The following is a 24429-nucleotide window of genomic DNA, read 5'->3' on the forward strand; positions in this document are numbered from 1 at the left end:
GACGCCATGACCGAAGCGCCCCCCGCCAAGCCGACCGGCGCCAAGCTGCTGGTGGTCGACGACGACCCGGACATGCTGCGCCTCCTGTCGATGCGGCTGGCCTCGTCCAACTACCAAGTGACGGCGGTGACGTCGGCCGAGTCGGCACTGACGCAGCTCGAGATCGAACATCCGCAACTGGTGCTGAGCGACGTGCGCTTGCCGGGGCGCGACGGCCTGGCGCTGTTCGACGAGATTCGCAAGCGCCATCCGACGCTGCCGGTGATCCTGCTGACCGCACATGGGACCATCCCCGATGCAGTCGAGGCCACGGCGCGCGGCGTGTTCACTTACCTGACCAAGCCCTACGACAGCCGCGAACTGCTCGAGAAAATTTCGCAGGCGCTGGCGCTCGGCTCTCCAGTCACGCCGACCAGCAAGGGTGGTGGCGATGAAAGCTGGCGCGCTGAAATCGTCAGCCGCAGCAACCGGATGTCCGAGGTGCTGGCCGAGGCGCGGATGATCGCCCAGTCGGACGCCAGCGTGCTGCTGCGCGGCGACAGCGGCGCCGGGAAGGAACTGCTGGCCCGGGCTATCCACCGGGCCAGTGCGCGCGCTTCCAAGCCTTTCGTCGCGGTCAATTGCGGTGCCATTCCCGAGGCGTTGCTCGAGAGCGAGTTGTTCGGCCACATGAAGGGCGCATTCACCGACGCGGTGGCCAATCACAAGGGCCTTTTTCAACAAGCCGACGGCGGCACGCTACTGCTCGATGAAATCGGCGACATGCCGCCTGCCTTGCAGGTCAAGCTGCTCCGTGTGCTGCAGGAGCGCGCGGTGCGTCCGCTCGGTGCCAGCCAGTCGATCGACGTCGATGTGCGCATCATCTCGGCGACGCACCGCGACCTCGATGCGGCGATGGCCGCGCATCAGTTTCGGGAAGACCTTTATTACCGCCTGAACGTGGTGACGTTGACGTTGCCGCCGCTGAGTGCCCGCCGCGAAGACATTCCGCTGCTGGCGAATCACTTCTTGCAGCGCCTGTCGGTCAAATACGGCAAGCGGCTCTCCGGTTTCGCGCCGGAAGCGCTGAAGGCGCTCACGACGGCTTCTTGGCCCGGCAATGTGCGTCAGTTGTTCAACGTGGTCGAACAGGTCTGCGCGCTGTCGAGTTCGCCGCTGATTCCACTGTCGCTGGTCCAGCGGGCGCTCCGCGTCCCAAGCGTCGAGGTTCAGACCTATGCCGAAGCCAAGCAGCGCTTCGAGCGGGATTACCTGGTTGGTTTGCTCAAACTGACCGATGGCAACGTGGCCGACGCGGCCCGTTTGGCTGATCGGAATCGGACCGAGTTCTATCGATTGCTGCAGAAGCACGAACTGACGCCGGGACACTTCAAGGCAGATGCGTCGCCAACGCCCGGCGATCCTGTCGCAAACTAGCGACTTGGCTTAAGCGTTGATTTTGTTGGGAATTTTTTAGCCGGTCTGCCGGTCTGTCGGGATTCGGCGACAAAAACGAGGGTTTTCGAGCATGCGGCAGGCTTGAACAACCCAAAAAGAGCTCTCATCTGCCGCAAGTCGTTGGTGCACAACGAATTTTCCATGCTGGCACAGGGTTTGCCCTTGTAGATGCATGACAGCACAAAACAGCCCCTCTTTCGCACTGCGCCAGCAGCGCGACGGCGTCCGTCAAACACAGTTTTCCCTCTCACGGCCCCGTGCCGCGAGCCAGCAACTCGGCGCTTTCAGTGCCGCCCACGGTGTCGCTCCGGATTGCGTGTTCAAACGCTTTCCGGCAATTGGCGACATCGCTTCCCTCGACAAGCAACGCTCTTGAGGTATCCATGAAGCCGAACGATTTCTCCCAATTGCGCGTGCTGGCCGACAGCAACGTTTTGAATGCTGCTGATGCTGACCAAGTGGTGGCGACGCAACGCAGCGAGCTGCGCGAAGAGCGCCATCCAAACGCAGTGACTGCACCACCGGTTAACCGCGGCTCCATGACGCCTCGCCCCTGGCGCGGTTTCTGGAACAGCCTCGGCACCGCTGCGCTGGTCAAGCTCGGCGCTGGTGGCGTCGGCAAAGCTGCGGAAGAACACAAGCAAGCCGAAGTGACGCAACCCTGGCAGCGTGCGGCCAGGCAACGGCGCCTGGCGTTCATGCTGCTGACGCTGATCAGCACGGTGATCGCTTCGACGCTGTTCGCCCGAATCCAGCCCGACTACGACAACGTCTGGCTCGAGTACGGCCAGATCGGCCTGTATGGCTTGCTGTCCGGCTGGGTCGTGACCGGTTTCGTGACCGCGCTCATGGGCTTCTATGTTTCCGTCAAGGGCGACAAGCATTCCTTGTCGGTCAAGCAGGTGGCGGGTCATTCGATGAACCCCGAAGCCCGCACGGCAATCATCATGCCGATCTGCAACGAAGACGTGTCAACGGTGTTCGCCGGCCTTCGCGCCACTTGCGAATCGGTTGCGGCCACCGGCCATGCCAAGCAGTTCGACGTGTTCGTGCTGTCGGACAGCTACACACCTGAGACCGCTGCCGCCGAGCGCGCTGCCTGGGAGGACCTCCGCGCCGCATTGGCAACCAGCCCGAACCAGCCTCAAGTGGAGGTGTACTACCGCCTGCGCACCCGCCGCACACACCGCAAGGCCGGCAACGTTGCTGACTTCTGCCGTCGCTGGGGCAAGGACTATCGCTACATGGTGGTGCTCGACGCCGACTCCGTGATGAGCGGCGACTGCTTGACCTCCATGGTCAAGCTGATGGAAGCCAACCCGACCGCCGGCATCATCCAGACCGCGACGCAGGCCATCGGCCACGTCACGCTGCATGCCCGCGCTCAACAATTCGCTTCCCGCGTGACGGGCCGCCTGTTCACGCTGGGCATGCAGTTCTGGCAACTGGGCGAATCGCACTACTGGGGCCACAACGCCATCATCCGCGTCGAGCCTTTCATGAAGCATTGCGCGCTGGCCCCGATCAAGGGTACCGGCGGGATGTCCGGCGGCATCATGTCGCACGACTTCGTCGAAGCTGCGCTGATGCGCCGCGCCGGCTACAACGTGTGGCTCGTCGCCGACTTGGTCGGTAGCTACGAACAACAACCGCCAGATCTGCTGGCGGAACTGCAACGCGATCGCCGCTGGTGCCAAGGCAACCTGCAAAACGCCCGTCTGATGGCAGAGCCCGGCATCCACTCGGTGCACCGCGCGATGTTCGTGACCGGCACGATGGCGTATGCCTCGGCGCCCCTGTGGCTGGCTTTCCTGACGCTGGGTACGGCTCTTTGGCTCTCGGGCTCCAGCTTGGTCGCAACCTGGAACGTGCTGCCCTCCGAACTCGTTGGCCTGTGGGTATGGACGCTGTGTCTGTTGTTCCTGCCTCGCATCCTGGGCATCGCCGCTGTGCTGATGCGCGGTGAGCAACGTCAGTACGGTGGCGTTCGGGGCCTGCTGAAGAGTACAGTGCTCGAGAGTGCCCTCGCGATCGTGCAAGCTCCGGTGCGCATGCTGGCCCATTCGCTCTTCGTCATCGTGGCCCTCACAGGCATCAAGCTCGACTGGAAGTCACCCCCGCGTGAAGCCAATGCCGTGCCGTGGAAGACCGCTGCTTCGCAACTCGCGCCAATGACGCTGGTGATCGCTGCCCTGGCAGTCGGCATCGCGATGATCGACCCGAGCGCATTGATCTGGCTGATGCCGGTCGGCCTGCCGCTGCTGCTCGCGATCCCGCTCACCGTGTTGACCAGCCAGATCGCACTTGGTACCTCGCTCCGCGAACGCGGCTGGTTGCTGATCCCGGAAGAATCACGTTCGCCCGCCGTTCTGCGCCGTGCCTGGATGCACGCAGTGCGCTTGGCCCGCCCGGCGCTCGCTGCGGTCTAAGACCCTTGCCTGGCGCGTTCATCGCGTACCCGCAAAAAAGCCCGCTCGATGCGGGCTTTTTTGTTGCCTGTCGTGTGGCGCTGCGGCGCTGCGGCGATTTTTCGACCTTGTTCAGAAGCGCGGCATGCCGCCGCCACCGCCGGGTCCGCCCATCCCTGGCATGCCTTTCATGCCGCCCATCTTCTTCATCATCTTCATGAGGCCCCCGCCCTTCATCTTCTTCATCATGGTCTGCATCTGCTCGAACTCATTGAGCAGGCGGTTCACTTCCTGCACCTGAACCCCGGCGCCAGCCGCGATGCGCCGCTTGCGCGTGGCTTTCAACAATTCCGGCTTGCGGCGTTCCAGCGGCGTCATGCTCTGGATGATGCCCTCCTTGCGGCGGATGTCGCGCTCGGCGCGCGTCATGTCGGCTTCGGTCGCCTTGGCGGCCATCTGCTGCGGCAGCTTGTCCATGATGCTCGACAGGCCACCCATCTGCTTCATCTGCTGCAGTTGGCTCAAAAAGTCGTCGAGGTCGAAACCGGCGCCGCTCTTGACCTTGGCCGCCAGCTTTTGCGCCGCCGCCACGTCGACACCGGCAGTCACCTGCTCGACCAGCGCCACGATGTCGCCCATGCCGAGAATGCGGCCGGCGTAACGCTCGGCGTCGAACACCTCGAGCCCGTCGATCTTCTCGCTGGTGCCGGCGAACTTGATAGGCACGCCCGTCACTTGCCGCACCGACAGCGCCGCGCCACCGCGCGAATCGCCGTCGGTCTTGGTCAGGATGATGCCGGTCAGCGGCAACGCGTCCTTGAAGGCCTTGGCCGTGTTGATCGCGTCCTGCCCCTGCATAGCGTCGACGACGAACAGCGTTTCGATCGGATTCAGCGCGGCGTGCAGTTCTTTGATCTCGGCCATCAGGGCTTCGTCGATGGCCAGGCGGCCCGCCGTGTCGACCAGCAGCACATCGAAGAAATGACGCTTGGCGTGGTCGAGCGCGGCACGCGCGATGTCGAGCGGCTTCTGGTCGGGCGTGCTTGGAAACCATTCGGCGCCAGCCTGGGCGGTGACCATCTTGAGCTGCTCGATGGCGGCCGGCCGGTACACGTCGCCCGACACGGTCAGCACTTTCTTCTTGCGCTTTTCGATCAGGTGCTTGGCCAGCTTGGCGACGGTGGTGGTCTTGCCCGCGCCCTGCAGGCCGGCCATCAGGATCACCGCTGGCGGTTGCGCCACCAGGTTGATGTCCGACACGCCCTGGCCGATGGTCGCGGTGAGCTCGCGGTTGACGATGCCGACCAGCGCCTGCCCCGGCTTGAGCGAGCCCAGTACTTCCTGGCCGAGCGCTTTCTCTTTGACGCGGGCGACGAAGTCACGCACCACCGGCAACGCGACGTCGGCTTCGAGCAACGCCATCCGCACTTCGCGCAGCATGTCCTGCACGTTGGCTTCGGTGATGCGGGCCTGCCCGCTCATCTGCTTGACGAGGCGGGAGAATTTTTCTGTGAGGGCGGTGGCCATGAGGGGATGCCTTGGAGATGCCGTGAAGCGCGAGCCGCTGCAGGGGCGCAGCTAAACTCAGCCCATGATTTTAGCGAGCCCCTCCCCGCTCGGCGTGGCACTGGGCATCGCCGCTGCCGCAGCCTATGCCGTGACCGCCGCGGGCGCATCGCGGCTCGGGCGACAGGGCACGCGCTGGTTGCTCGGCCTGGCCTGGCTGTTGCACGGGCTCACATTGGCATGGAGTCTGGTCGGCGGCATCCCGCTCTTCGGGTTCGCGCCCGCCATTTCCGTCACCGCCTGGCTCGTGTTGACGGTCTACGCCATCGAGAGCCGCATGTATCCGCAGCTCACGGTGCGCCGGGTGCTGGCGGTGCTCGGTGCCGGCGCTGTCTTGCTGGCTGTGCTGTTCCCCGGCGTGCCGCTCCACGTTTCCGCTTCGCCGTGGCTCCCATTGCATCTGGCGCTCGGCATCGCGTCGTATGGACTGTTCGGCGCCGCGGTCGTGCATGCATGGCTCATCAGCCGCGCAGAAAAACAGATTCGGCTGGCCGCCGATGCACAAGCCGGCGTGCCTTTGCTGACGCTGGAACGACTGACCTTCCGCTTCGTTACCGCGGGCTTCGTACTGCTCTCGGCGACGCTGCTGGCCGGCTTGCTCTTCAGCGAAACCTTGTACGGCCGTGCCTGGAAGTGGGACCACAAAACGGTGTTCTCCATCTTGGCTTGGTTCTGTTTCGCCGTGCTGTTGACGGGCCGCGCGCGCTTCGGCTGGCGCGGGCGCAAGGCACGTCGGGTGCTCTATGCGGGCGCGGCACTGCTGGTGCTGGCCTATGTAGGTTCGCGATTCGTACTCGAAGTGGTCTTGGGACGCGTGCCATGAAGTACCTGCTGGTTTTTATCGTTCTGTTCATCGCGATCTGGCTCTTTCGGAAGGGCCAGCGCGAAGAAGAACGCGAGGCCGCGCGCAAGACCCGGCCTGTCCCACCGAAAGCGCCGCCGACCGTCGGCGCGCCGCAGGCCATGCTCCGCTGCGCGCAGTGCGGGCTGCACCTGCCTGCCACGGACGCCATCGCCGGACCCGACGGCGTCTACTGCAGCGTCGCGCACCGACGGGCCGCCGAAAGCACGCGTTGAGCGACATGGCGCCCCTCCTCTGGTCCCGTGGCGAACCGGGAACAGACTGGGGCGGCCTCGAAATTGCCACGCGAGAAAGCTCTGCGTTGCTGCGCTTGTGGCGTGGCTTCATGACCGCACGCTACTTCGTCGCGGCCGTGCTGCTGGTGCTGCAGGTCATCACGCTGACGATCGGCCAGCCGGTGCATCGCGCCGCCATCGCGGTATCGATCGCGTACCTCGTTGCAACGCTACTGGGCTCACGCTACGCCCGATTCCAGCCGCCGATTCGCGGGATGGGCCCGACCTGGTTCGCGACCGTCGGCATCGATCTCGCGACCTTCACGCTGCTGCAGTTGCTGCAGATCGGCAGCATCAACTACACACCGCTGTTCGCGCTGCCCGTGTTGATGGGTGCGGTGCTGGGCACGGTATCGGTCGGCCTCGGGACCACCGCCGCAGTGACCTTGCTCCTGCTGGCAGACGCGGCCTGGAACTGGCTGCAGCAACCGTCCGATTCGTCCACTCGCTTCGTGCAGGCGGCGCTCACCGGCACCGGCCTGTTCGTGGTGGCGCTGCTGGCGCACGAACTCTCGCGCCGGCTGGCGCGCGAAGAGGCACTGGCGGTGCGCAATCGCAGTTCGGCGCAGATGCACGCGCAGGTCAACGACCTGGTCATCGAAACGCTGACCGAAGGCGTGCTGGTGATCGACAGCTTCGGCCGCGTGCATGCGGCCAATCCGGCGGCCGACGAGATCCTTGGGCAAGGGCTGGCCGGCATGGCGCTGCCCTTTCCCCTCGACACCCATCCGGCGTGGCAACCGCTGGCGGCACTGGCAGCTCAGACATTTTTGCGGCGCGCTCCGCAATCGCACGAGGTACCGGTAGCGCAAGTACAAGGCGCGCCGCGCGAGGTGCGCGTGCGCACACGCCTGACGCCGCCCAGCGAGCGCGGCTTCGACAGCCTGTGCGTGATGTTCCTGCAAGACCTGCGCGAACTCGAAGCCCGCATCCGCACCGAAAAACTGGCCGCGATGGGCCGTATGTCGGCTGCCGTCGCGCACGAAATCCGCAATCCGCTGGCAGCCATCACGCAAGCCAGCGGACTGCTGGCGGAAGACTTGGTCGACCCGGCCCACCGCAAGTTGACCAGCATGGTGCAGCACAACGCGCAGCGCCTCGCACGCATCGTCGACGACGTGCTCGATGTCGCACGCGCGCGCCAGCAACGCATCGAACCGCTCGGCGACATGGTCGAGCTCGACAGCACGGTGCGCATGCTTACCGAAGAATGGGTTCGCCAGTCGAAGCGCAACGGCGTGCTGGTGATGCTGGGAACCGGCGGCCGCGACGTGCGCTTCGACGCCGAACACCTCCGGCGCATTCTGGTAAACCTGCTCGACAACGCTGCGCGTTACGCCGGCGAGCGCGATGGCTCGATCCAGGTCAGCACGCTGGCCGATGGCCGCGACCGGGCGCATCTGCAAGTGTGGAGCGACGGCGCGCCGCTGGAGACGGCGGTGCAGAGGCATCTGTTCGAACCGTTCTTTTCGTCGGAGAGTCGCTCGAGCGGTCTCGGGCTGTTCATTTGCAGAGAGCTGTGCGAGCGGCACGGCGCGACGATCGGCTACGAGCGTCGCGCGCTTGCCGCGAACGGGCCGGAAGGCAACGATTTCTTCGTTTCGTTTGCACCGGCCGAAACGCGGCTGACACAATAGGCGGGTGAGCAACCCCACCCCATCGCCGACAGCGTCCGCGTCGCATGCGCAAAGCGCGCAACCCGCGCACATCCTCGTGGTCGACGACGAACCCGACCTGCGCACGCTCTACGAACTGACGCTGCTGCGCGAGGGTTACAAGGTCGACGCGGCCGGCAGCGTGGCCGAGGCGATGCAGCATCTGGCGACCGAGCGCTTCGATGCGGTGATCACCGACATGCGGTTGCCCGATGGGCTCGGCATGGAAATCCTGCAGCGCATCCAGAACGACCAGCGCAGCGAGCGATGCGTCGTCATGACGGCCTACGGCTCCGCCGAAAACGCCGTCGAGGCCTTGAAAGCCGGCGCCTTCGACTACCTCACCAAGCCGGTCGATCTGAAGCAATTTCGAGCCGTCGTGGCCTCTGCCGTCCAGCAACATGCGTCGCCGGTGAAGGTGGTGCGAACGGCAGCCAGCATCGATACGGGTGCAAGCAAATCGGCGGTCGTGGCTGCGAGCGGGTTGGCCGCGCTGGCCCGGCTGGTCGGCGATTCGGAACCGATGCGGATCGTCAAGTCGCGCATCGCCAAGGTCGCGCGCGGCATGGCGCCGGTGCTGGTGCGCGGCGAGTCGGGCACTGGCAAGGAACTGGTCGCGCGCGCCGTGCATGCGTGCAGCCAGCGCAGCGACGGGCCCTTCGTCGCAGTCAATTGCGGCGCCATTCCGGAGAACCTGCTCGAGGCAGAGTTCTTCGGCGCGCGCAAGGGCTCGTACACCGGCTCGTCGCAAGACCGTGATGGCTACTTTCAGGCGGCGCGTGGCGGCACCTTGTTTCTGGACGAGATCGGCGACCTGCCGATCGCCATGCAGTCGAAGTTGCTGCGCGCCATCCAGGAGCGCAACGTGCGGCCGATCGGCTCGACGCAGGAAGACGCGGTCGATGTGCGCATCGTCAGCGCGACGCACAAGGATCTGCACGCCGAGGTGCTGGCGAGCCGATTTAGGCAAGACCTTTTCTATCGGCTCAACGTGATCGAGATCGCGGTGCCTGCGCTGCGCGAGCGGCGCGAAGATCTGCCGGCGCTGTGCACCGCGCTGCTCGAACGCATCGCACACGAAGCCGGCATGCCGGTGCCGACGCTGTCGGCCGACGTGCTGCGCCGGCTCGCGCTGCATCCGCTGAACGGCAACGTGCGCGAGCTTGAAAACCTGTTGCATCGCGCCGTCGCGTTGAACGATGGCGATGAGCTGCATCTGGATCTGATGGGGTCTGATTCGGGACTGGCGAGCCTGGCTTCGATGACGAGTTCTGCGGCTTCGGGCACGGCCGATGTGGCGAACGATGCAGCAGGTGGTGCGCGCGTGGCGAGCACCGCTGATCTGCACGACGCCCCCATCGGCTCGAACAGCACGACATCGATGCCGCATGAAGCGAAGGCGCCGCCGCCCGCGGTGCCGTCCGACCTGCAGACCTATCTCGATCAACAGGAGCGTGAGATCCTCGTGCGCGCGCTGCATGAAAGCGGGTTCAATCGCACCGCAGCGGCGGCGCGACTTGGCTTGAGCCTGCGGCAGATCCGCTATCGCATTGCACGACTCGGCATTGCGACACCGAACGGCGACGATGGACATGGCGTCGCCATCGATGAATGAGGGGGTTGGCGTGGATGGTGCGGGGGATGGAATTGCGAACGGCGCAGCGATGTGGAACACAGGCTGGTACCGCTTTGCCAGGCAACTGCATTCGCCGAACTTCGGCCCACGCCCTGTCGGCGCGCAGATCGATCTGATCGTGCTGCATTCGATCAGCCTGCCACCTGCGCAATACGGCGGCGACGAGGTGCAGCAGCTCTTCACCAATCGCCTCGACTGGGACGCACACCCGTACTTCAAGAGCATCCGCGGCGTCGAGGTGTCGTCGCATTTTTATGTGCGGCGCGACGGCGAACTCTGGCAGTTCGTCAGCTGCGACGACCGTGCCTGGCACGCAGGTCCATCGGCATGGCGCGGCCGCACCAACTGCAACGACGATTCGATCGGCATCGAGCTCGAAGGGCTCGAAGGTGCGCTCTTCGAAGACGCGCAATACGAGGCGCTTGCCGGCCTCTGCCCCGCCATCGCACAGCACTATCCGATCGCCTTCGTCGCCGGCCATGAACACATTGCACCCGGACGCAAACAAGACCCGGGGCCAGGCTTCGCATGGCGGCGTCTGCGCGACGCAACGGGTTGGAAAAAAGATATGTTTCCCGAGGTCGCCATCGGACCTTGATATCGCACTGCAAACATGGCGCGCGGCGCTCTTTCGCATCGCAGCAACCATGCGGTTCGCAGATGCAAAAGCGGTCGAAAACCGCATGGTTGCTGGGTTGGAATAACGTAGGGCAGCAACCACGCCGCACGCCCGGCATCTACGACGCCACGCACACCGCAAAGCGACAAGATGTGCAGTTTTTCACAAACATTGAAGTTCGTCGAAAACACTACATCTAGTGGTTGTAGGCCCCTCAGACCCTAGATATAGTGTGCCGTCTGGAACAAATGCCTGAATGGCTCCGGAATCGAACGCCGACCACCGATGTCCGCGTCCCCAACAAGAATTGCCAACCGAGGATCGAATGCAAACAGCTCAGAACACACCGTCCGCATCACGCAACGCGCTATCTACCAACGGCAGCCCCAACGCCACCAGCAGCGCTCGCGACACCGCCGGATCGCCCGCCGGCAATGCGCTCGCGCACTACCAGATCATTCGCCGCAACGGCGCGGTGGTCCCGTTCGAACCGAACAAGATCGCCATCGCGATGATGAAGGCCTTTCTCGCCGTGCACGGCACGCAAGGCGCGGCGTCTGCCAGCGTGCGCGAAACCGTCGACGGCCTTACGCAAGCGGTCGTGCGCGCCATGGTGCGCTCGCGTCCGGGCGGCGGCACCTTCCACATCGAAGACGTGCAGGACTCGGTCGAACTCGGCCTGATGCGCGGCGGTCATCATGAAATCGCGCGTGCCTATGTGCTGTACCGCGAACGCCGCACGCAAGAGCGCGCCAAGCAAGGTGCGCAAGACGCGCCGGTCGCGCCGATCATCCATGTGCTCGACCGTGGCGAGCGTGTCGCGCTCGACCTGAACGAGCTCAAGGGCCTGATCGAGTCCGCCTGCGAAGGTCTGGGCGACAGCATCACTGCGGCACCGATCCAGGCCGAGACGATGCGGAACCTCTACGACGGCGTGCCGCTCGACGAGGTTTACAAGGCATCGATCCTGGCAGCCCGCACGCTGATCGAAAAAGACCCGGACTACACGTTCGCCACCGCGCGCCTGCTGCTGCATACGATCTTCAAAGAAATTCTCGGCCGCGAAGTGATGCCGGTCGAGCGCTCGCAAGCCTACGTCGACTACTTTCCGCAGTTCATTAAGAAGGGCGTCGACAACGAACTGCTCGACGAGAAGCTGCTGCAGTACGACTTGCCCCGCCTGGGCGCCGCGCTCAAGGCTGAGCGCGACCTGCAGTTCGACTACCTCGGCCTGCAAACGCTGTACGACCGCTACTTCCTGCACATCCGCAAAGACCGCATCGAACTGCCGCAGGCGTTCTTCATGCGCGTTGCGATGGGTCTGTCGCTCGGCGAAATCGACCGCGAAGCGCGCGCCATCGAGTTCTACGAAGTGCTGTCGTCTTTCGACTTCATGTCGAGCACGCCGACGCTGTTCAACGCCGGCACGCTGCGCTCGCAACTGTCGAGCTGCTATCTGACGACAGTGCCCGACGACCTCGACGGCATCTACGAATCGATCAAGGAAAACGCGCTGCTGTCGAAGTTCGCCGGCGGCTTGGGCAACGATTGGACCCGCGTTCGTGCACTCGGCAGCCACATCAAGGGCACCAATGGCGAATCGCAAGGCGTCGTGCCTTTCCTGAAGGTGGTCAACGACACCGCTGTCGCGGTGAACCAGGGCGGCAAGCGCAAGGGCGCTGTCTGCACATACCTCGAAACCTGGCACCTCGACATCGAGGAGTTCCTGGAACTGCGCAAGAACACCGGCGACGATCGCCGCCGCACGCACGACATGAACACCGCCAACTGGATCCCCGACCTCTTCATGCGCCGCGTGATGGAAAAGGGCACCTGGACGCTGTTCTCGCCCAACAACGTGCCCGACCTGCACGACCTCTTCGGCGCCGACTTCGAGCGCGCCTACGTCGCTTACGAAGAACGGGCAGCCCGCGGCGACATCAAGCCGAGCCGCACGCTGCCGGCCGCCGACTTGTGGCGAAAGATGCTCACGATGCTGTTCGAAACCGGACACCCGTGGATCACCTTCAAGGACGCGTGCAACGTGCGCTCGCCGCAGCAGCACGCGGGCGTCGTGCACTCCTCGAACCTCTGCACAGAGATCACGCTCAACACCAGCGACACCGAGACCGCTGTCTGCAATCTGGGTTCGGTGAACCTGCTGCAGCATCTGAAAGACGGCAAGGTCGACCATGAGAAGCTGAAGCGCACGATCTCGACCGCGATGCGCATGCTCGACAACGTGATCGACATCAATTACTACGCCGTCAAGAAGGCGCGTGACTCCAATTTGCGCCATCGTCCGGTCGGCCTGGGCGTGATGGGCTTCCAGGATGCGCTGTATGAGTTGCGGATTCCGTACGCTTCGCAAGAAGCCGTCGAATTTGCAGACGTGTCGATGGAAGCCATCTGCTACCACGCGTACTGGGCATCGACCGATCTCGCCAAGGAGCGCGGCAAGTACTCGAGCTACAAGGGCTCGCTGTGGGACAAGGGCGTGCTGCCGATCGACACGCTCGACCTGCTCGAAAAAGCACGTGGCGGCTACGTCGAAGTCGACCGCTCGACCACGCTCGACTGGGACGCGTTGCGTCAGAAGATCAAGACCGACGGCATGCGCAATTCGAACTGCACGGCCATCGCTCCGACCGCGACCATCTCGAACATCATCGGCGTCGACGCATCGATCGAGCCTTGCTTCGGCAACCTGTCGGTCAAGTCGAACCTGTCGGGCGAGTTCACCGTCATCAATCACTATCTGGTGCGCGACCTGAAGCGTCTCGGTTTGTGGGACGACGTGATGGTCATGGACCTGAAGCACTTCGATGGCTCGCTGCGTCCGATCGATCGCGTGCCGCAAGACATCAAGGCGCTCTACGCCACCGCCTTCGAAGTCGAAACGACGTGGCTGGTCGAAGCCGCCTCGAGGCGCCAGAAGTGGATCGACCAGGCGCAGTCGCTCAACATCTACATGGCCGGTGCATCGGGCAAGAAGCTCGACGACACGTACAAGCTCGCATGGTTGCGTGGCCTGAAGACGACCTACTACCTCCGCACCCAGAGCGCGACGCACGCTGAAAAATCGACGGTGCAATCCGGTCGTCTCAATGCTGTGTCGTCGGGCAGCACGAGCAGCGAAGCATCGTCGAACATGTCATCGAGCATGTCGGGTGCATCAGGCTTGAGCGCACTCGATGCTGCTGCACTCGCTGCGCAATTGCAGTTGAGTTCGATGCCGCAAACCGACATCGCGTTTTGCGGTGTGGACGATCCGACGTGCGAAGCATGTCAATGAAGCGCGTTTGATGTTCGCGGCATCGCCTGACATCACAACGCGATGCATGTGAGCAACATAACGACGAGATAAATGGAGCGCGATGTGAACGAGCACTTTCCAACTTACATCGTTGCTCTGATAATTTGAGTATTGGATTTTTCTATGTTGACCTGGGACGAAGAAGTCAAGCCCTCCTTGCCAAAGGACATGCAACAAGGATTGCAGCACTCACCGAAAAGCGGCGCATTGAATGCACGCTCGATGGAGGCGCCGACGCCGAAAATTGCACCGGCCATCTCTGCTGCAACATCGTCGGTCGCTGCGTCATTTGTCGCGTCAGCCGCCGCTCCGGTCGCACGCCGCGTGCGGGCCGACGACAAACGAATCATCAACGGTCAAACCGACGTCAACCAGCTCGTGCCCTTCAAGTACAAATGGGCGTGGGAAAAGTACCTGGCCTCTTGCGCCAATCACTGGATGCCTCAGGAAGTGAACATGACGCGAGACATCGCGTTGTGGAAAGACCCGAACGGCCTGACCGAAGACGAGCGCCGCATCGTGAAGCGCAACCTCGGCTTCTTCGTGACCGCCGACTCGCTCGCCGCCAACAACATCGTGCTGGGCACGTATCGGCATATCACCGCGCCGGAGTGCCGCCAGTTCTTGCTGCGCCAAGCCTTCGAAGAAGCGATCCACACGCACGCGTACCAGTACATCGTCGAGTCGCTCGGTCTGGACGAGAGCGAGATCTTCAACGCCTACAACGAAGTGCCTTCGATCCGCGAGAAGGACCAGTTCCTGATCCCGTTCATCGAAGCCATCAGCGATCCGCTTTTCAAGACCGGCACGCACGAGACCGACCAGACCCTGCTCAAGTCGCTCATCGTGTTCGCATGCCTGATGGAGGGTTTGTTCTTCTACGTCGGCTTTACGCAGATTCTGGCGCTGGGTCGCCAGAACAAGATGACCGGCGCCGCCGAGCAGTACCAGTACATCCTGCGCGACGAGTCGATGCACTGCAACTTCGGCATCGACCTGATCAACCAGCTCAAGCTCGAGAACCCCAGCCTCTGGAACAGCGAGTTCAAGGCCGAGATCAAGGCTCTCTTCATGACGGCCGTCGAGCTCGAATACAAGTACGCCGAAGACACCATGCCGCGTGGTGTGCTCGGCATGAACGCCTCCATGTTCAAGGGCTACCTGCGCTACATCGCCAACCGGCGTGCACAGCAGATCGGCCTCGAGACGCTCTTCCCGAACGAAGAAAATCCGTTCCCCTGGATGAGCGAAATGATTGACCTGAAGAAAGAGCGAAATTTCTTCGAGACCCGCGTCATCGAATACCAATCGGGTGGTGCGCTGTCGTGGGATTGAATTTTTTCGATAAGAATAAATGAGTTCAAGAATTGCTTTCGCCGCCGATCACGCCATAGAGCGCGGCACGGACGAAAGCGCAGGTGTTCATGGTGCTGGGCTTGATCCAACACCATGAATCGCTTCACGTTCACAAGCGGACGCGAAGTGCTTCAAGAGGTTGATTTTTCAACTTGATCAAGGAGAAATAGAAATGGCAACTGCAAAGAAAGCGCCGGCTAAGAAAGCCGCTGCAAAGAAGGCTCCGGCAAAGAAGGTCGTGGCTGCTAAGAAGGCTCCCGCCAAGAAGGTAGCCGCGAAGAAGGTAGCAGCCAAGAAGGCTCCGGCCAAAAAGGTCGCTGCCAAGAAGGCTCCAGCAAAGAAGGCCCCGGCTAAAAAAGTAGCAGCCAAGAAGGCTCCGGCCAAAAAAGTCGCTGCTAAGAAGGCCCCGGCTAAGAAGGCTGCCGCCAAGAAGGCTCCTGCGAAAAAGGCAGCTGCGAAGAAGGCCCCTGCCAAGAAGGCTCCTGCGAAAAAGGCCGCGGCTAAAAAGACCGCTGCCAAGAAAGCAGCGAAAAAGCCCGCTGCCAAGCCTGCCCCTGCTGCGAAACCTGCGCCCGCCAAGAAGGCAGTCGCCAAGGCTCCTGCAAAGGCAGCAGTAGCGCCCGCTCCTGCGCCCGCCGCGCAGACGACGCTGAACCCTCAGGCTGCATGGCCGTTTCCGACGGCCAGCAAGCCCTGAGTCGGTCAGCGGCCTTAAGGCAAAAAGCCCGGCACCTCACGGTGTCGGGCTTTTTTTTTCGCTCAGCGAAGGAGCGCTGACGAATACGCTTTCAGAGGCCGAGCGCCTTCAAGTCGATCTGGTAGTTCTGCGGCCCGCGTTGCGCGATCTTGAGCGCACCGATCTGGTTGCCCAGCGCTGCACACCGGGTGAGATCCCACCCTTGTTCCAGCCCGAACAACAACGCACCGCGCCACGCGTCGCCGCAACCCGTGGGGTCGACAACTGCCTCAGGCTTGACGGCCGGAACATGCATCTTCTGCCCGTCGACCCATACATCGCAACCCTCGGCGCCAAGCGTGACCACCAGCCCGCGCGCGCGACGCGAGATGTCTGCCTCACTCCAGCCGGTGCGGTCGCTCAGCATCTTGCCTTCGTAGTCGTTCACGGTGACCCAGTCGGCCTGCTCGATGAACCGTGCCAGCTCATCTCCGTTGAACATCGGCAACCCCTGGCCCGGATCGAACACGAAGGGAATGCCGGCTTGTTTGAACTGCTCTGCATGCTGCAGCATCGCGTCACGTCCATCGGGCGAGATGATGCCGATACGGATGTCATCGCGTGCCGCGATCTTGTTGAGATGGGCTTGCTGCATTGCGCCAGGATGAAAGGCCGTGATCTGGTTGTTGGCCATGTCGGTCGTGATGAAGCATTGCGCGGTGTAGGTGTCGGAGAGTTCGCGAACGAACTCCGTGCCGATGCCCAACCCCTTGAATCGGGCGACGTAGTCGGCGCCGTCACTGCCCACCGTAGCCATCGGCAATGCCGTGCCACCCAGTGCGTTGAGGCTGTAGGCGATGTTGCCCGCACAGCCGCCGAAGTCACGCCGGAGCGCCGGCACCAGGAACGACACGTTGAGGATGTGCAACTGATCAGGAAGGATCTGGTCGGCGAACCGACCTTCGAACGTCATGATGGTGTCGAACGCAAGGGAACCGCAAATCACTGCTGCCATGGGTAAACCGTTGTTAGGAAGGAAAAAAGGAGAAAAGAAGTCGGCGCCGCTCGGCCGCTTCAGGGATAAAAAGCCACCAGACGGTAACCAGCCACCGGCGGCAGACTCGCAGCTTGGGCAGCGTCGAGCGCCAGCGGCATCGACGCCACGCGTTCGCCACGCGCGGCCAGCTCTGCCGGGGCGCCGAAGTCGGCTGGCAGCAACACTCGCCGGATCACCGCCTGCTCCTGCGTGTCGAGCAGCGAGAGTTCGATGGCCGGCATCGCGAGCGGCACCGACGCGGCGTTGCGCAAGGTGAAGCTGAGCCGATAGCCGTCGCCGACCTTCTCACGGGCAAATGCAGCGCCATCGATCGTGATATCGCCGATCTGACGCAGTGCCGACAGTTGGCAACCGGTGATGGCACACACACCGCTCATCAGCGGCCGCATGCCGGGCTGTCTCGCAACGATGGCGTCGCGCTCCTGGTGCAAGACCTGCACCGTCAGCAACAGCACGCCCAGCACGATGCCTGCGACAAGCAATGCGCGTCCTTTGACGCCACGCCAGAAAGCCGGTGCCGAGGCGGCACGAAGAAGGCCGGGCAAGGTGACGCCTTCGGAGCCGGTCACCGGTGCACTCTCTGCGGTCGCCGACATGACGACCAGCGGCATCGCATCGCTTTCGGACTGAACCAGCGGCATCGGGTTGGAGTCCTGCGCGGCAGCATTCTTTTCGCGCGAACGCGCGATCTTGGCGGCCTTGTCGCGCGCGCGTCGCAACGCCTTCTGAAACTGCACCTGGCTCGCGTTGTCCGCTTGCTCCATGAGATGCGACGGCACGATCAAGGAAGATTTAATCGTCGGTTCGTCGCCGTTGTTGTCGAACTGCGGCGTGACCACTTGCGGCCACGGTTCGTCCGCCACCAACCCGATCGACGGCAGGCCGGGCAACGTGCGCGGCAGCACGATGGCACCGGCATGCAATGAGGGCTTGAAGGCCGCCGGCTCTGCGCTCCGGGCCGGCTTGGAGAGGTTGAGTTCGTAGGCGGGCATCGGCATGGGCATAGGCCGACCCTCGAACACGGTCTCCGAGCTATACGCCACGACATACGGCTGGCGATCTTCTTCCGGGGCTTCGCCGGAAGGGTCCAGTTCGCGCGACGGGTCGGACTCATGTCCTTCCTCTGCTTCATCTGCCTCGACTTCATCTACGTCGTCGTCGTCGAAGTCGGGTTCGGGCATCTCGAGCGGCGCGGGCGCCGATGCGACGGGCTCCGGCAGAGGCTCGTCATCGAAGAAATCCGCATCGTCTGAAAGCGGCGGCGGCGATGGCACGGACGCCGCCGAGTCTGGCACTGCAGGCACAACGGGCACAGAAGCTGCAGGCTCAGGCAACTCTTGCAGATCGAGCGACGCATCGAACACATGGCTGCAACGACCGCAGCGCACCCATCCGTCGGAGATCCGCAATTGATCCTTCACCACCTTGAAGGTGGTCGCGCAGGAGGGGCAACGGGTGACGAGGCTCATGTCGCGCGAATTGTAGGGTCGCACCCCGCGCACCGGAAGCTCAGGTGCGCGCCGTCATCAGGATCCAGCCGTCTTCGCTGTCGCTGACCGTGAGTTCGACGTAAGGCGCGTAGGCCGCCTTCAGCTCGTCTGCCTGCCGCTCCAGGATGCCTGCGAGCACCAGCGCGCCACCCGGCGCAATTCGCCCGCACAGCAGCGGCGCCAGCACCTTGAGGGGCGTGGCGAGGATGTTGGCGAGCACGGTCTGATAGCGACCATCGACAGCGTCGGGCAATCCGGTCTTCAACTGGACGCCGTTGGCTTCGGCATTGAGCCGGGTCGAAGTCACGGCCGCCTCGTCGATGTCGACGGCATCGATGTCTGTCGCGCCGTACTTGGCCGCGCCGATGGCGAGGATGCCAGAACCGCAGCCGTAGTCGAGGACGCGCTGGCCCTCGAGGCCACCGCGGGTCGCGATCCAGCGCAGACACATACGCGTGGTCGGGTGCGTGCCGGTGCCGAAAGCCAGGCCCGGGTCGAGCCGGATCACTTTGCTGGCTTGCGCCGGAGGCTCGTGCCAAGTCGGTACGATCCAGAAGTCGGGCGTGATCTCGACCGGGGCGAACTGCGATTGCGTAAGGCGCACCCAATCCTGGTCCGGTACTGCGCCGATACCCAGCACCTCGCAACCGCCAAAGAAATCCTGCGGTGTGAGCACTGCGACCGCCTCGTGCGCCAACGCCTCGGTATGGAACAGCGCCATCACGCGGGAGCGCTGCCATCCTTCTTTCGGCGGCGGCATGCCGGGTTCGCCGAACAACGCCTGTTCGGCATCGGTCGCCGCGTCTGCATCTTCAACAGACACGCTGAGCGCATCGAGCACGTCGAGCGCATCGCTGACCGACTCGACACCACTTTCAGGGACCAGCAAACGCAGCTCGAACATGGACGTCACCGGCCGGCTCAGCGCTTATGCGCCGCGAGCCACTCTTCGAGGTAGTGGATGTTGGTGCCGCCCGCCATGAACTTGGCGTCGACCATCAATTCGCGGTGCAGCGGAATGTTGGTGTTGATGCCCTCGACCACCGTCTCGTTGAGGGCCGTGCGCATGCGCGCCATGGCCTGCTCGCGCGTGTCGCCGAACGTGATGATCTTGCCGATCATCGAGTCGTAGTTCGGCGGCACGAAGTAGTTCGTGTAGACGTGCGAATCGACCCGCACGCCGGGGCCACCGGGCGGGTGCCACATCGTGATGCGGCCTGGCGAAGGCGTGAACTTCCACGCGTCCTCGGCGTTGATGCGGCACTCAATAGCATGGCCGCGCATCTGGATCTGACGCTGGGTAAACGGAAGCTTTTCGCCTGCGGCCACCATGATTTGCGTCTTGACGATGTCGATGCCGGTAGTGAACTCGGTTACCGGATGCTCGACCTGCACCCGCGTGTTCATTTCAATGAAATAGAACTCGCCGTTTTCATATAGAAACTCGAAGGTGCCGGCGCCGCGATAGCCGATCTTCTTGCAGGCCGCTGCGCAACGTTCACCGATCTTCTCGATGAGCTTGCGAGGAATGCCCGGTGCCGGCGACTCTTCAATCACCTTTTGGTGGCGCCGCTGCATCGAACAATCACGCTCACCGAGATAGACCGCGTTTTTATACTTGTCGGCCAGGATCTGGATCTCGACGTGCCGCGGATTCTGGAGAAATTTCTCCATGTAGACCGCCGGATTGCTGAAAGCAGCACCCGCCTCGGCCTTGGTCATCTGAATGGCGTTGATCAGTGCCGCTTCGGTGTGCACCACGCGCATACCGCGCCCGCCGCCACCGCCCGAAGCCTTGATGATGACCGGATAGCCCACCGCACGCGCAATGCGCTTGTTCGTGGCCGCGTCGTCCGACAGTTCGCCTTCCGAGCCGGGCACGCAAGGCACCCCCGCCTTGATCATGGACTGCTTGGCCATGACCTTGTCACCCATGGTCCGGATGTTTTCTGGCGTTGGGCCGATGAACTGAAACCCGCTCTGCTCGACGCGTTCGGCAAAGTTCGCGTTCTCGCTCAAAAAGCCGTAGCCCGGATGAATCGCCTCGGCGTCGGTGACTTCGGCCGCCGAAATGATGGCCGGCATATTGAGATAGCTCAGCGCCGATGCCGCCGGGCCGATGCACACCGCTTCCTGCGCCAGCTTGACGTACTTGGCCTCGCGATCGGCTTCGGAATAGACCATGACGGCCTTGATGCCCATCTCGCTGCAGGCGCGCTGAATACGCAGCGCGATCTCGCCGCGGTTGGCGACCAGAATCTTCTTGAACATGGTCACTCGATGATGAACAGCGACTGTCCGTACTCGACTGCCTGGCCGTTTTCCCCAAGGATCTGCGTGACAGTGCCCGACTTGTCGGCTTCGATCTCATTCAGGATCTTCATGGCCTCGATGATGCAGACGGTGTCGCCTTCATTCACTTTGCTGCCGATTTCCACGAAAGCGGCGGCACCCGGGCTGGACGAGCGGTAGAAGGTGCCGACCATCGGAGATTTGATCGCGTGGCCAACTGGCGCTGCTTCCGCTGGCGCCGCAGGAATCGCTGGTGCAGCAGGCGCATGAGCAACTGCTGCGGACGGTGCTGCCATGGCCTGCACGTATTGAACCGGTGCGGGTTCACCGCCTTTGACGATGCGAACCTTGCCTTCTGCTTCGGTGATCTCTAGTTCGGAAATGTTGGATTCAGACACCAGATCGATCAGTGTCTTCAGTTTGCGCAGGTCCATGGGGCTCCATTGCCGGCGGGGCCGGTCATTCGGGAAATCAACTCGCCTGGAATCGGTGTAGTGCGTGTAATAGCAACTTATTACCGACTACTGGCAGCTACGTCAGTCTATTCCAGCGATTCGCGACGTCAGCGCGTCGGGCTCGCCGTCGGCCGGCCGCATTCTAACCGTGAACATATGCACGCCGCCATGCCTCCAGGTCAGCGGGCTCGAGCTTTCCCATTTTCCGCGCGGCGACTTTTCCATCGGCCTGCACCACCAAGGTGAAGGGCAACCCACCGCCCGTGTTGCCCAACAGCTTGACCAGTTCGGTGCCTTCAAGACCAGCCAATCCGACCGGAAAGCTCACCGGCGTCTTTTCCAGAAACTTGCGCACTGAACTTGGCTGATCGATTGCCAATCCGATCACTTGCCACCCTGATGTCGCATGATCGCGAAAGAAACGATCGACCATCGGCAGCTCCTCGACGCAGGGCGGACACCAGGTCGCCCAGAAATTGACCAGCAGTGGCTTGCCCCGAAGGTCGGCCAGTTTGAGTTCTCCGCCTTCAGGCCGCGTGAAGCTGCGAGACCAAAAGGCCGGGTCGCCCTCGTCGACGCTCCCTGCAGCGCTGGCCGCACTGGCATCATGTTTCACCCATGCGCCACCGACACCCGCGCCGGCAGCCACTACCGCCACGCCACCGTAGAGCCAGCGTCGCCGGCTCAAATCCGTGTTCATCCCGAATCCTTTTCAATGAGGCGCCGCAATGCCGTCACGTCGCCACGCGGCGTACGCCCCTGCGCATCCGGCTTCAGTGCGCCGCGCAAGTCGTCGAGATCGTAGACCAGCAGGTGCACGCCGATGTCTTCGCCAAGTGCAAGGCTCGACGCGTGCACGCTGAGCGCCTCGACTTGCTCGCCGTGAAAGCCGGTAACCGTGCGGGGCTGGTAGTCGACGTGATGGTCGATCAGCGCGATCTCGGCCGACTTGGAATCGTCGCAGAAAAGCTGGACATAAATATCCGAAAGGCGCGTTGCCGTACCGTGCCACACCGCACCACCTATGTGCGGACGGAAAGCCGACATGCGCTCCATCCATTCCAGTGCCAGCATGCGCAACGCATGGAGCTCTTTGGGCTGCGTATCGGCGCAAAAGAGCTGGATGTAGTCACGGACCTCGACCTCGACCTCGTCGTTGTTGGGCAGCGAAGTCCGGTTCGGCAAACCCATCTCGCGCAAGGCACGACGTTTGGCCGGCCCGTACTCCAGCCCCTCCTCGACGACGAGGCGGGCCGCGGTCGCTGCGATTTCGCGCTTGGACATGTCCATCGAATCATTTTGCCCGGAGAGTGTCATTTGAAGAAGCCCCGAAGAAGCCCCGCAGATGCGCTGCGAGCGCCGTCCATAAAATCAGTCGATGCACATTCACATTCTCGGCATCTGCGGCACCTTCATGGGCGGTGTGGCCGCCTTGGCGCGCGAAGCCGGTCACCGCGTGACGGGCTGCGACGCCGGCGTCTATCCGCCAATGAGCGACCAGTTGCGGGCGCTCGACATCGATCTCATCGAAGGATTTTCGGCCGACCAACTGGCGCTGGCGCCCGACATGTTCGTGGTCGGCAACGTCGTTTCACGGGCTCGACTGGCCGACGGCACGCCGAAGTTTCCGTTGATGGAAGCAATCCTCGACGCCGGTTTGCCCTATACGAGCGGCCCGCAATGGCTCGCTGAAAACGTGCTGCAGGGCCGCCATGTGCTGGCGGTGGCGGGCACGCACGGCAAGACCACGACCACGTCGATGCTGGCGTGGATTCTCGATCGCGCAGGCAGGGCGCCGGGCTTTCTCGTGGGCGGTGTGCCGCTCGATTTCGGTGTGTCGGCACGCCTGGGCTCGAACTTGCCCTTTGTCATCGAAGCCGATGAATACGACACCGCGTTTTTCGATAAACGCAGCAAGTTCGTTCATTACCGACCGCGCACCGCCATCTTGAACAACCTGGAGTTCGACCACGCCGACATCTTCGATGACCTCGCGGCGATCGAGAGGCAGTTTCATCACCTCGTTCGGACGGTGCCGAGCACTGGCCGCGTGGTGGTGAATGCAACCGAAGACAGCCTGCAGCGCGTGCTGGCGCAAGGCTGCTGGAGCGAGGTCGCACGCTTCGGCGGTGCGATCGGCACCGTGCGCAGCGCGGGCGTGCGGGCCGAGTGGCAGGCCGACGGCGAGCACAGCGCTTTCGACGTGCGCCGCCATGGCGAAGTCGTCGGGCGCGTCGAATGGGAACTGTCGGGGCTGCACAACCAGATGAATGCGCTGGCCGCCATCGCCGCCGCCGAGCATGTCGGCGTACCGCCGACCGACGCCGCGGCCGCGCTCGGGACCTTCCATAACGTGCGGCGCCGCATGGAATTGCGCGGCGTGGTCGCGCGCGCGGGTGGCGACATCCATGTCTACGACGACTTCGCGCACCATCCCACCGCCATTCGAACCACTCTCGACGGCCTGCGTCGTCAGCTGGACATTCATGGCAAGACCGGTGAGCGCATCGTCGCGGCCTTCGAGCCACGCAGCAACACCATGAAGCTGGGGACCATGTCGTCGCAGCTGCCGTGGAGTCTCGAAGCCGCCGATCTTGCTTTCTGCCACACCGCCGGACTCGACTGGGATGCGGCCGCAGCACTCGCGCCGCTCGGCAACCGAGCTCGCGTGGTCGGCTCGATCGATCCCTTGGTGGCACAAATCGTCTCCGCCGTACGACCCGGCGATCACATCGTCTGCATGAGCAATGGCGGATTCGGCGGCGTGCACGACAAATTACTGGCCGCGCTGCGGGCCGCTGCATGACGCTGACCCGCGCGCAGCAGCTGATTGAAGCGCTGCAGTTGCAGCCACACCCGGAAGGCGGCTGGTATCGCGAGACGTTTCGCTCCGGCGCAGTGTCGACACCGGTCGATGGCCGCCCGCCGCGCAGCGCGCTGACGGCCATTTATTTCATGCTCGAGGCCCATCAGCATTCGCGTTGGCACCGCGTGCTGTCCGACGAAGTCTGGGTGTTCCTGGAAGGCGTGCCGCTGGCACTGTGGACTTGCGACGCCAACTTGCGAACCGCGCCTGCGCACGTGCGTTTGGGCGCCATCGATGTCCACGGCACCCGCCCGCAGCATGTGGTGCCAGCTGGTCAGTGGCAGGCGGCGCGGCCCATCGTGAGCCACGCGGCGGGGGACTACACGCTGGTCGCCTGCACGGTCGCGCCGGGCTTCGACTTCGCCGATTTCTCGTTCATGGCCGGAGACGGCGACGAAGCCGCGGCCATGCGCCACCATTGGCCCGACCTCGCCGACCTGATCTAGCTTGATCCGGTCGAGGT

The 24429-nt window shown here is 63.3% G+C and carries 20 protein-coding genes; 12 read left to right on the forward strand and 8 right to left on the reverse strand.

Going from position 1 to position 24429, the window contains the following annotated elements:
• Window positions 1-6: 6 nt before the first annotated feature.
• A complete protein-coding gene (locus QN413_RS01055; RefSeq protein WP_323494833.1) occupies window positions 7-1416 on the forward strand; it encodes a sigma 54-interacting transcriptional regulator in 1410 nt (469 codons plus the stop codon).
• 404 nt (window positions 1417-1820) lie between these two features.
• Window positions 1821-3866, forward strand: a complete 2046-nt coding sequence (gene mdoH, locus QN413_RS01060; protein ID WP_323494834.1) for a glucans biosynthesis glucosyltransferase MdoH — start codon at window positions 1821-1823, stop codon at window positions 3864-3866.
• Window positions 3867-3977: 111 nt separating this feature from the next.
• Here mdoH and ffh read toward each other — a convergent pair whose 3' ends face one another.
• On the reverse strand, window positions 3978-5372 hold the full coding sequence (ffh, locus tag QN413_RS01065; RefSeq protein ID WP_187054389.1) for a signal recognition particle protein: 1395 nt from the start codon (window positions 5370-5372) through the stop codon (window positions 3978-3980).
• 64 nt (window positions 5373-5436) lie between these two features.
• Here ffh and QN413_RS01070 point away from each other — a divergent pair, with 64 nt between their 5' ends.
• The 8 genes from QN413_RS01070 (at window position 5437) to QN413_RS01105 (ending at window position 15827) form a co-directional block, all read left to right on the forward strand.
• Window positions 5437-6234: a cytochrome C assembly family protein gene (locus QN413_RS01070; RefSeq protein ID WP_323494835.1), complete on the forward strand. Its 798-nt coding sequence runs from the start codon at window positions 5437-5439 to the stop codon at window positions 6232-6234.
• Window positions 6231-6488 carry a PP0621 family protein gene (locus tag QN413_RS01075; RefSeq protein WP_323494836.1) on the forward strand — a complete coding sequence of 86 codons (258 nt, stop codon included), beginning with the start codon at window positions 6231-6233 and terminating at the stop codon, window positions 6486-6488. The genes QN413_RS01070 and QN413_RS01075 overlap by 4 nt, the downstream gene beginning before the upstream one ends.
• Before the next feature lie 5 nt (window positions 6489-6493).
• Window positions 6494-8185 (forward strand): sensor histidine kinase, encoded by a 1692-nt coding sequence (locus QN413_RS01080; protein WP_323494837.1) that lies wholly within the window; start codon window positions 6494-6496, stop codon window positions 8183-8185.
• A 4-nt stretch (window positions 8186-8189) separates the two neighbouring features.
• Window positions 8190-9818, forward strand: a complete 1629-nt coding sequence (locus QN413_RS01085) for a sigma-54 dependent transcriptional regulator (RefSeq protein ID WP_323494838.1) — start codon at window positions 8190-8192, stop codon at window positions 9816-9818.
• Window positions 9811-10437 (forward strand): 1,6-anhydro-N-acetylmuramyl-L-alanine amidase AmpD, encoded by a 627-nt coding sequence (ampD, locus tag QN413_RS01090; protein WP_409051788.1) that lies wholly within the window; start codon window positions 9811-9813, stop codon window positions 10435-10437. The genes QN413_RS01085 and ampD overlap by 8 nt, the downstream gene beginning before the upstream one ends.
• A 346-nt stretch (window positions 10438-10783) precedes the next feature.
• Window positions 10784-13753: a ribonucleoside-diphosphate reductase subunit alpha gene (locus tag QN413_RS01095; protein WP_323494839.1), complete on the forward strand. Its 2970-nt coding sequence runs from the start codon at window positions 10784-10786 to the stop codon at window positions 13751-13753.
• 144 nt (window positions 13754-13897) lie between these two features.
• The gene (locus QN413_RS01100) at window positions 13898-15109 is read left to right on the forward strand and encodes a ribonucleotide-diphosphate reductase subunit beta (protein ID WP_323494840.1); all 1212 of its coding nucleotides are present in this window, start codon (window positions 13898-13900) and stop codon (window positions 15107-15109) included.
• 193 nt (window positions 15110-15302) lie between these two features.
• Entirely contained in the window at window positions 15303-15827 is a 525-nt protein-coding gene (locus QN413_RS01105) for a histone H1-like DNA-binding protein (RefSeq protein WP_323495011.1), read from the forward strand.
• 91 nt (window positions 15828-15918) lie between these two features.
• Here the strand turns inward: QN413_RS01105 and QN413_RS01110 are convergent, their stop codons facing one another.
• The 7 genes from QN413_RS01110 to QN413_RS01140 form a co-directional block, all read right to left on the reverse strand.
• Window positions 15919-16821 (reverse strand): carbohydrate kinase family protein, encoded by a 903-nt coding sequence (locus QN413_RS01110; protein ID WP_323494841.1) that lies wholly within the window; start codon window positions 16819-16821, stop codon window positions 15919-15921.
• A gap of 59 nt (window positions 16822-16880) precedes the next feature.
• Complete coding sequence (locus QN413_RS01115) at window positions 16881-18332, reverse strand: zinc-ribbon and DUF3426 domain-containing protein (RefSeq protein WP_323494842.1); 1452 nt, start codon at window positions 18330-18332, stop codon at window positions 16881-16883.
• A gap of 40 nt (window positions 18333-18372) precedes the next feature.
• Window positions 18373-19257, reverse strand: coding sequence for a 50S ribosomal protein L11 methyltransferase (gene prmA, locus QN413_RS01120; protein WP_323494843.1), 885 nt, complete (start codon window positions 19255-19257; stop codon window positions 18373-18375).
• A gap of 17 nt (window positions 19258-19274) precedes the next feature.
• The gene (gene accC, locus QN413_RS01125) at window positions 19275-20624 is read right to left on the reverse strand and encodes an acetyl-CoA carboxylase biotin carboxylase subunit (RefSeq protein WP_187054378.1); all 1350 of its coding nucleotides are present in this window, start codon (window positions 20622-20624) and stop codon (window positions 19275-19277) included.
• A 2-nt stretch (window positions 20625-20626) separates the two neighbouring features.
• A complete protein-coding gene (accB, locus tag QN413_RS01130; RefSeq protein ID WP_323494844.1) occupies window positions 20627-21079 on the reverse strand; it encodes an acetyl-CoA carboxylase biotin carboxyl carrier protein in 453 nt (150 codons plus the stop codon).
• A gap of 163 nt (window positions 21080-21242) precedes the next feature.
• Window positions 21243-21800 carry a TlpA disulfide reductase family protein gene (locus QN413_RS01135; protein WP_323494845.1) on the reverse strand — a complete coding sequence of 186 codons (558 nt, stop codon included), beginning with the start codon at window positions 21798-21800 and terminating at the stop codon, window positions 21243-21245.
• The gene (locus tag QN413_RS01140) at window positions 21797-22390 is read right to left on the reverse strand and encodes a hypothetical protein (RefSeq protein WP_323494846.1); all 594 of its coding nucleotides are present in this window, start codon (window positions 22388-22390) and stop codon (window positions 21797-21799) included. Before QN413_RS01140 ends, QN413_RS01135 begins: the two co-directional genes overlap by 4 nt.
• Window positions 22391-22478: 88 nt before the next feature.
• On the opposite strand from QN413_RS01140, the gene mpl reads away from it, so the two are divergent.
• Together mpl and QN413_RS01150 are read left to right on the forward strand one after the other, a co-directional pair.
• Window positions 22479-23906 carry a UDP-N-acetylmuramate:L-alanyl-gamma-D-glutamyl-meso-diaminopimelate ligase gene (gene mpl / locus QN413_RS01145; protein WP_323494847.1) on the forward strand — a complete coding sequence of 476 codons (1428 nt, stop codon included), beginning with the start codon at window positions 22479-22481 and terminating at the stop codon, window positions 23904-23906.
• Window positions 23903-24412: a cupin domain-containing protein gene (locus QN413_RS01150; protein ID WP_323494848.1), complete on the forward strand. Its 510-nt coding sequence runs from the start codon at window positions 23903-23905 to the stop codon at window positions 24410-24412. The genes mpl and QN413_RS01150 overlap by 4 nt, the downstream gene beginning before the upstream one ends.
• Window positions 24413-24429: the final 17 nt, after the last annotated feature.

Source organism: Variovorax sp. LG9.2 (genome assembly GCF_035018885.1).
Classification (GTDB): domain Bacteria; phylum Pseudomonadota; class Gammaproteobacteria; order Burkholderiales; family Burkholderiaceae_C; genus Variovorax.

Excerpts from the sequence above, each read along its gene's own strand:
- QN413_RS01055 (WP_323494833.1), top strand. The coding sequence starts at position 7 with ATGACCGAAGCGCCCCCCGCCAAGCCGACCGGCGCCAAGCTGCTGGTG.
- mdoH (WP_323494834.1), top strand. The coding sequence starts at position 1,821 with ATGAAGCCGAACGATTTCTCCCAATTGCGCGTGCTGGCCGACAGCAAC.
- ffh (WP_187054389.1), bottom strand. The coding sequence starts at position 5,372 with ATGGCCACCGCCCTCACAGAAAAATTCTCCCGCCTCGTCAAGCAGATG.
- QN413_RS01070 (WP_323494835.1), top strand. The coding sequence starts at position 5,437 with ATGATTTTAGCGAGCCCCTCCCCGCTCGGCGTGGCACTGGGCATCGCC.
- QN413_RS01075 (WP_323494836.1), top strand. The coding sequence starts at position 6,231 with ATGAAGTACCTGCTGGTTTTTATCGTTCTGTTCATCGCGATCTGGCTC.
- QN413_RS01080 (WP_323494837.1), top strand. The coding sequence starts at position 6,494 with ATGGCGCCCCTCCTCTGGTCCCGTGGCGAACCGGGAACAGACTGGGGC.
- ampD (WP_409051788.1), top strand. The coding sequence starts at position 9,811 with ATGAATGAGGGGGTTGGCGTGGATGGTGCGGGGGATGGAATTGCGAAC.
- QN413_RS01095 (WP_323494839.1), top strand. The coding sequence starts at position 10,784 with ATGCAAACAGCTCAGAACACACCGTCCGCATCACGCAACGCGCTATCT.
- QN413_RS01100 (WP_323494840.1), top strand. The coding sequence starts at position 13,898 with ATGTTGACCTGGGACGAAGAAGTCAAGCCCTCCTTGCCAAAGGACATG.
- QN413_RS01105 (WP_323495011.1), top strand. The coding sequence starts at position 15,303 with ATGGCAACTGCAAAGAAAGCGCCGGCTAAGAAAGCCGCTGCAAAGAAG.
- QN413_RS01110 (WP_323494841.1), bottom strand. The coding sequence starts at position 16,821 with ATGGCAGCAGTGATTTGCGGTTCCCTTGCGTTCGACACCATCATGACG.
- QN413_RS01115 (WP_323494842.1), bottom strand. The coding sequence starts at position 18,332 with ATGAGCCTCGTCACCCGTTGCCCCTCCTGCGCGACCACCTTCAAGGTG.
- prmA (WP_323494843.1), bottom strand. The coding sequence starts at position 19,257 with ATGTTCGAGCTGCGTTTGCTGGTCCCTGAAAGTGGTGTCGAGTCGGTC.
- accC (WP_187054378.1), bottom strand. The coding sequence starts at position 20,624 with ATGTTCAAGAAGATTCTGGTCGCCAACCGCGGCGAGATCGCGCTGCGT.
- accB (WP_323494844.1), bottom strand. The coding sequence starts at position 21,079 with ATGGACCTGCGCAAACTGAAGACACTGATCGATCTGGTGTCTGAATCC.
- QN413_RS01135 (WP_323494845.1), bottom strand. The coding sequence starts at position 21,800 with ATGAACACGGATTTGAGCCGGCGACGCTGGCTCTACGGTGGCGTGGCG.
- QN413_RS01140 (WP_323494846.1), bottom strand. The coding sequence starts at position 22,390 with ATGGACATGTCCAAGCGCGAAATCGCAGCGACCGCGGCCCGCCTCGTC.
- mpl (WP_323494847.1), top strand. The coding sequence starts at position 22,479 with ATGCACATTCACATTCTCGGCATCTGCGGCACCTTCATGGGCGGTGTG.
- QN413_RS01150 (WP_323494848.1), top strand. The coding sequence starts at position 23,903 with ATGACGCTGACCCGCGCGCAGCAGCTGATTGAAGCGCTGCAGTTGCAG.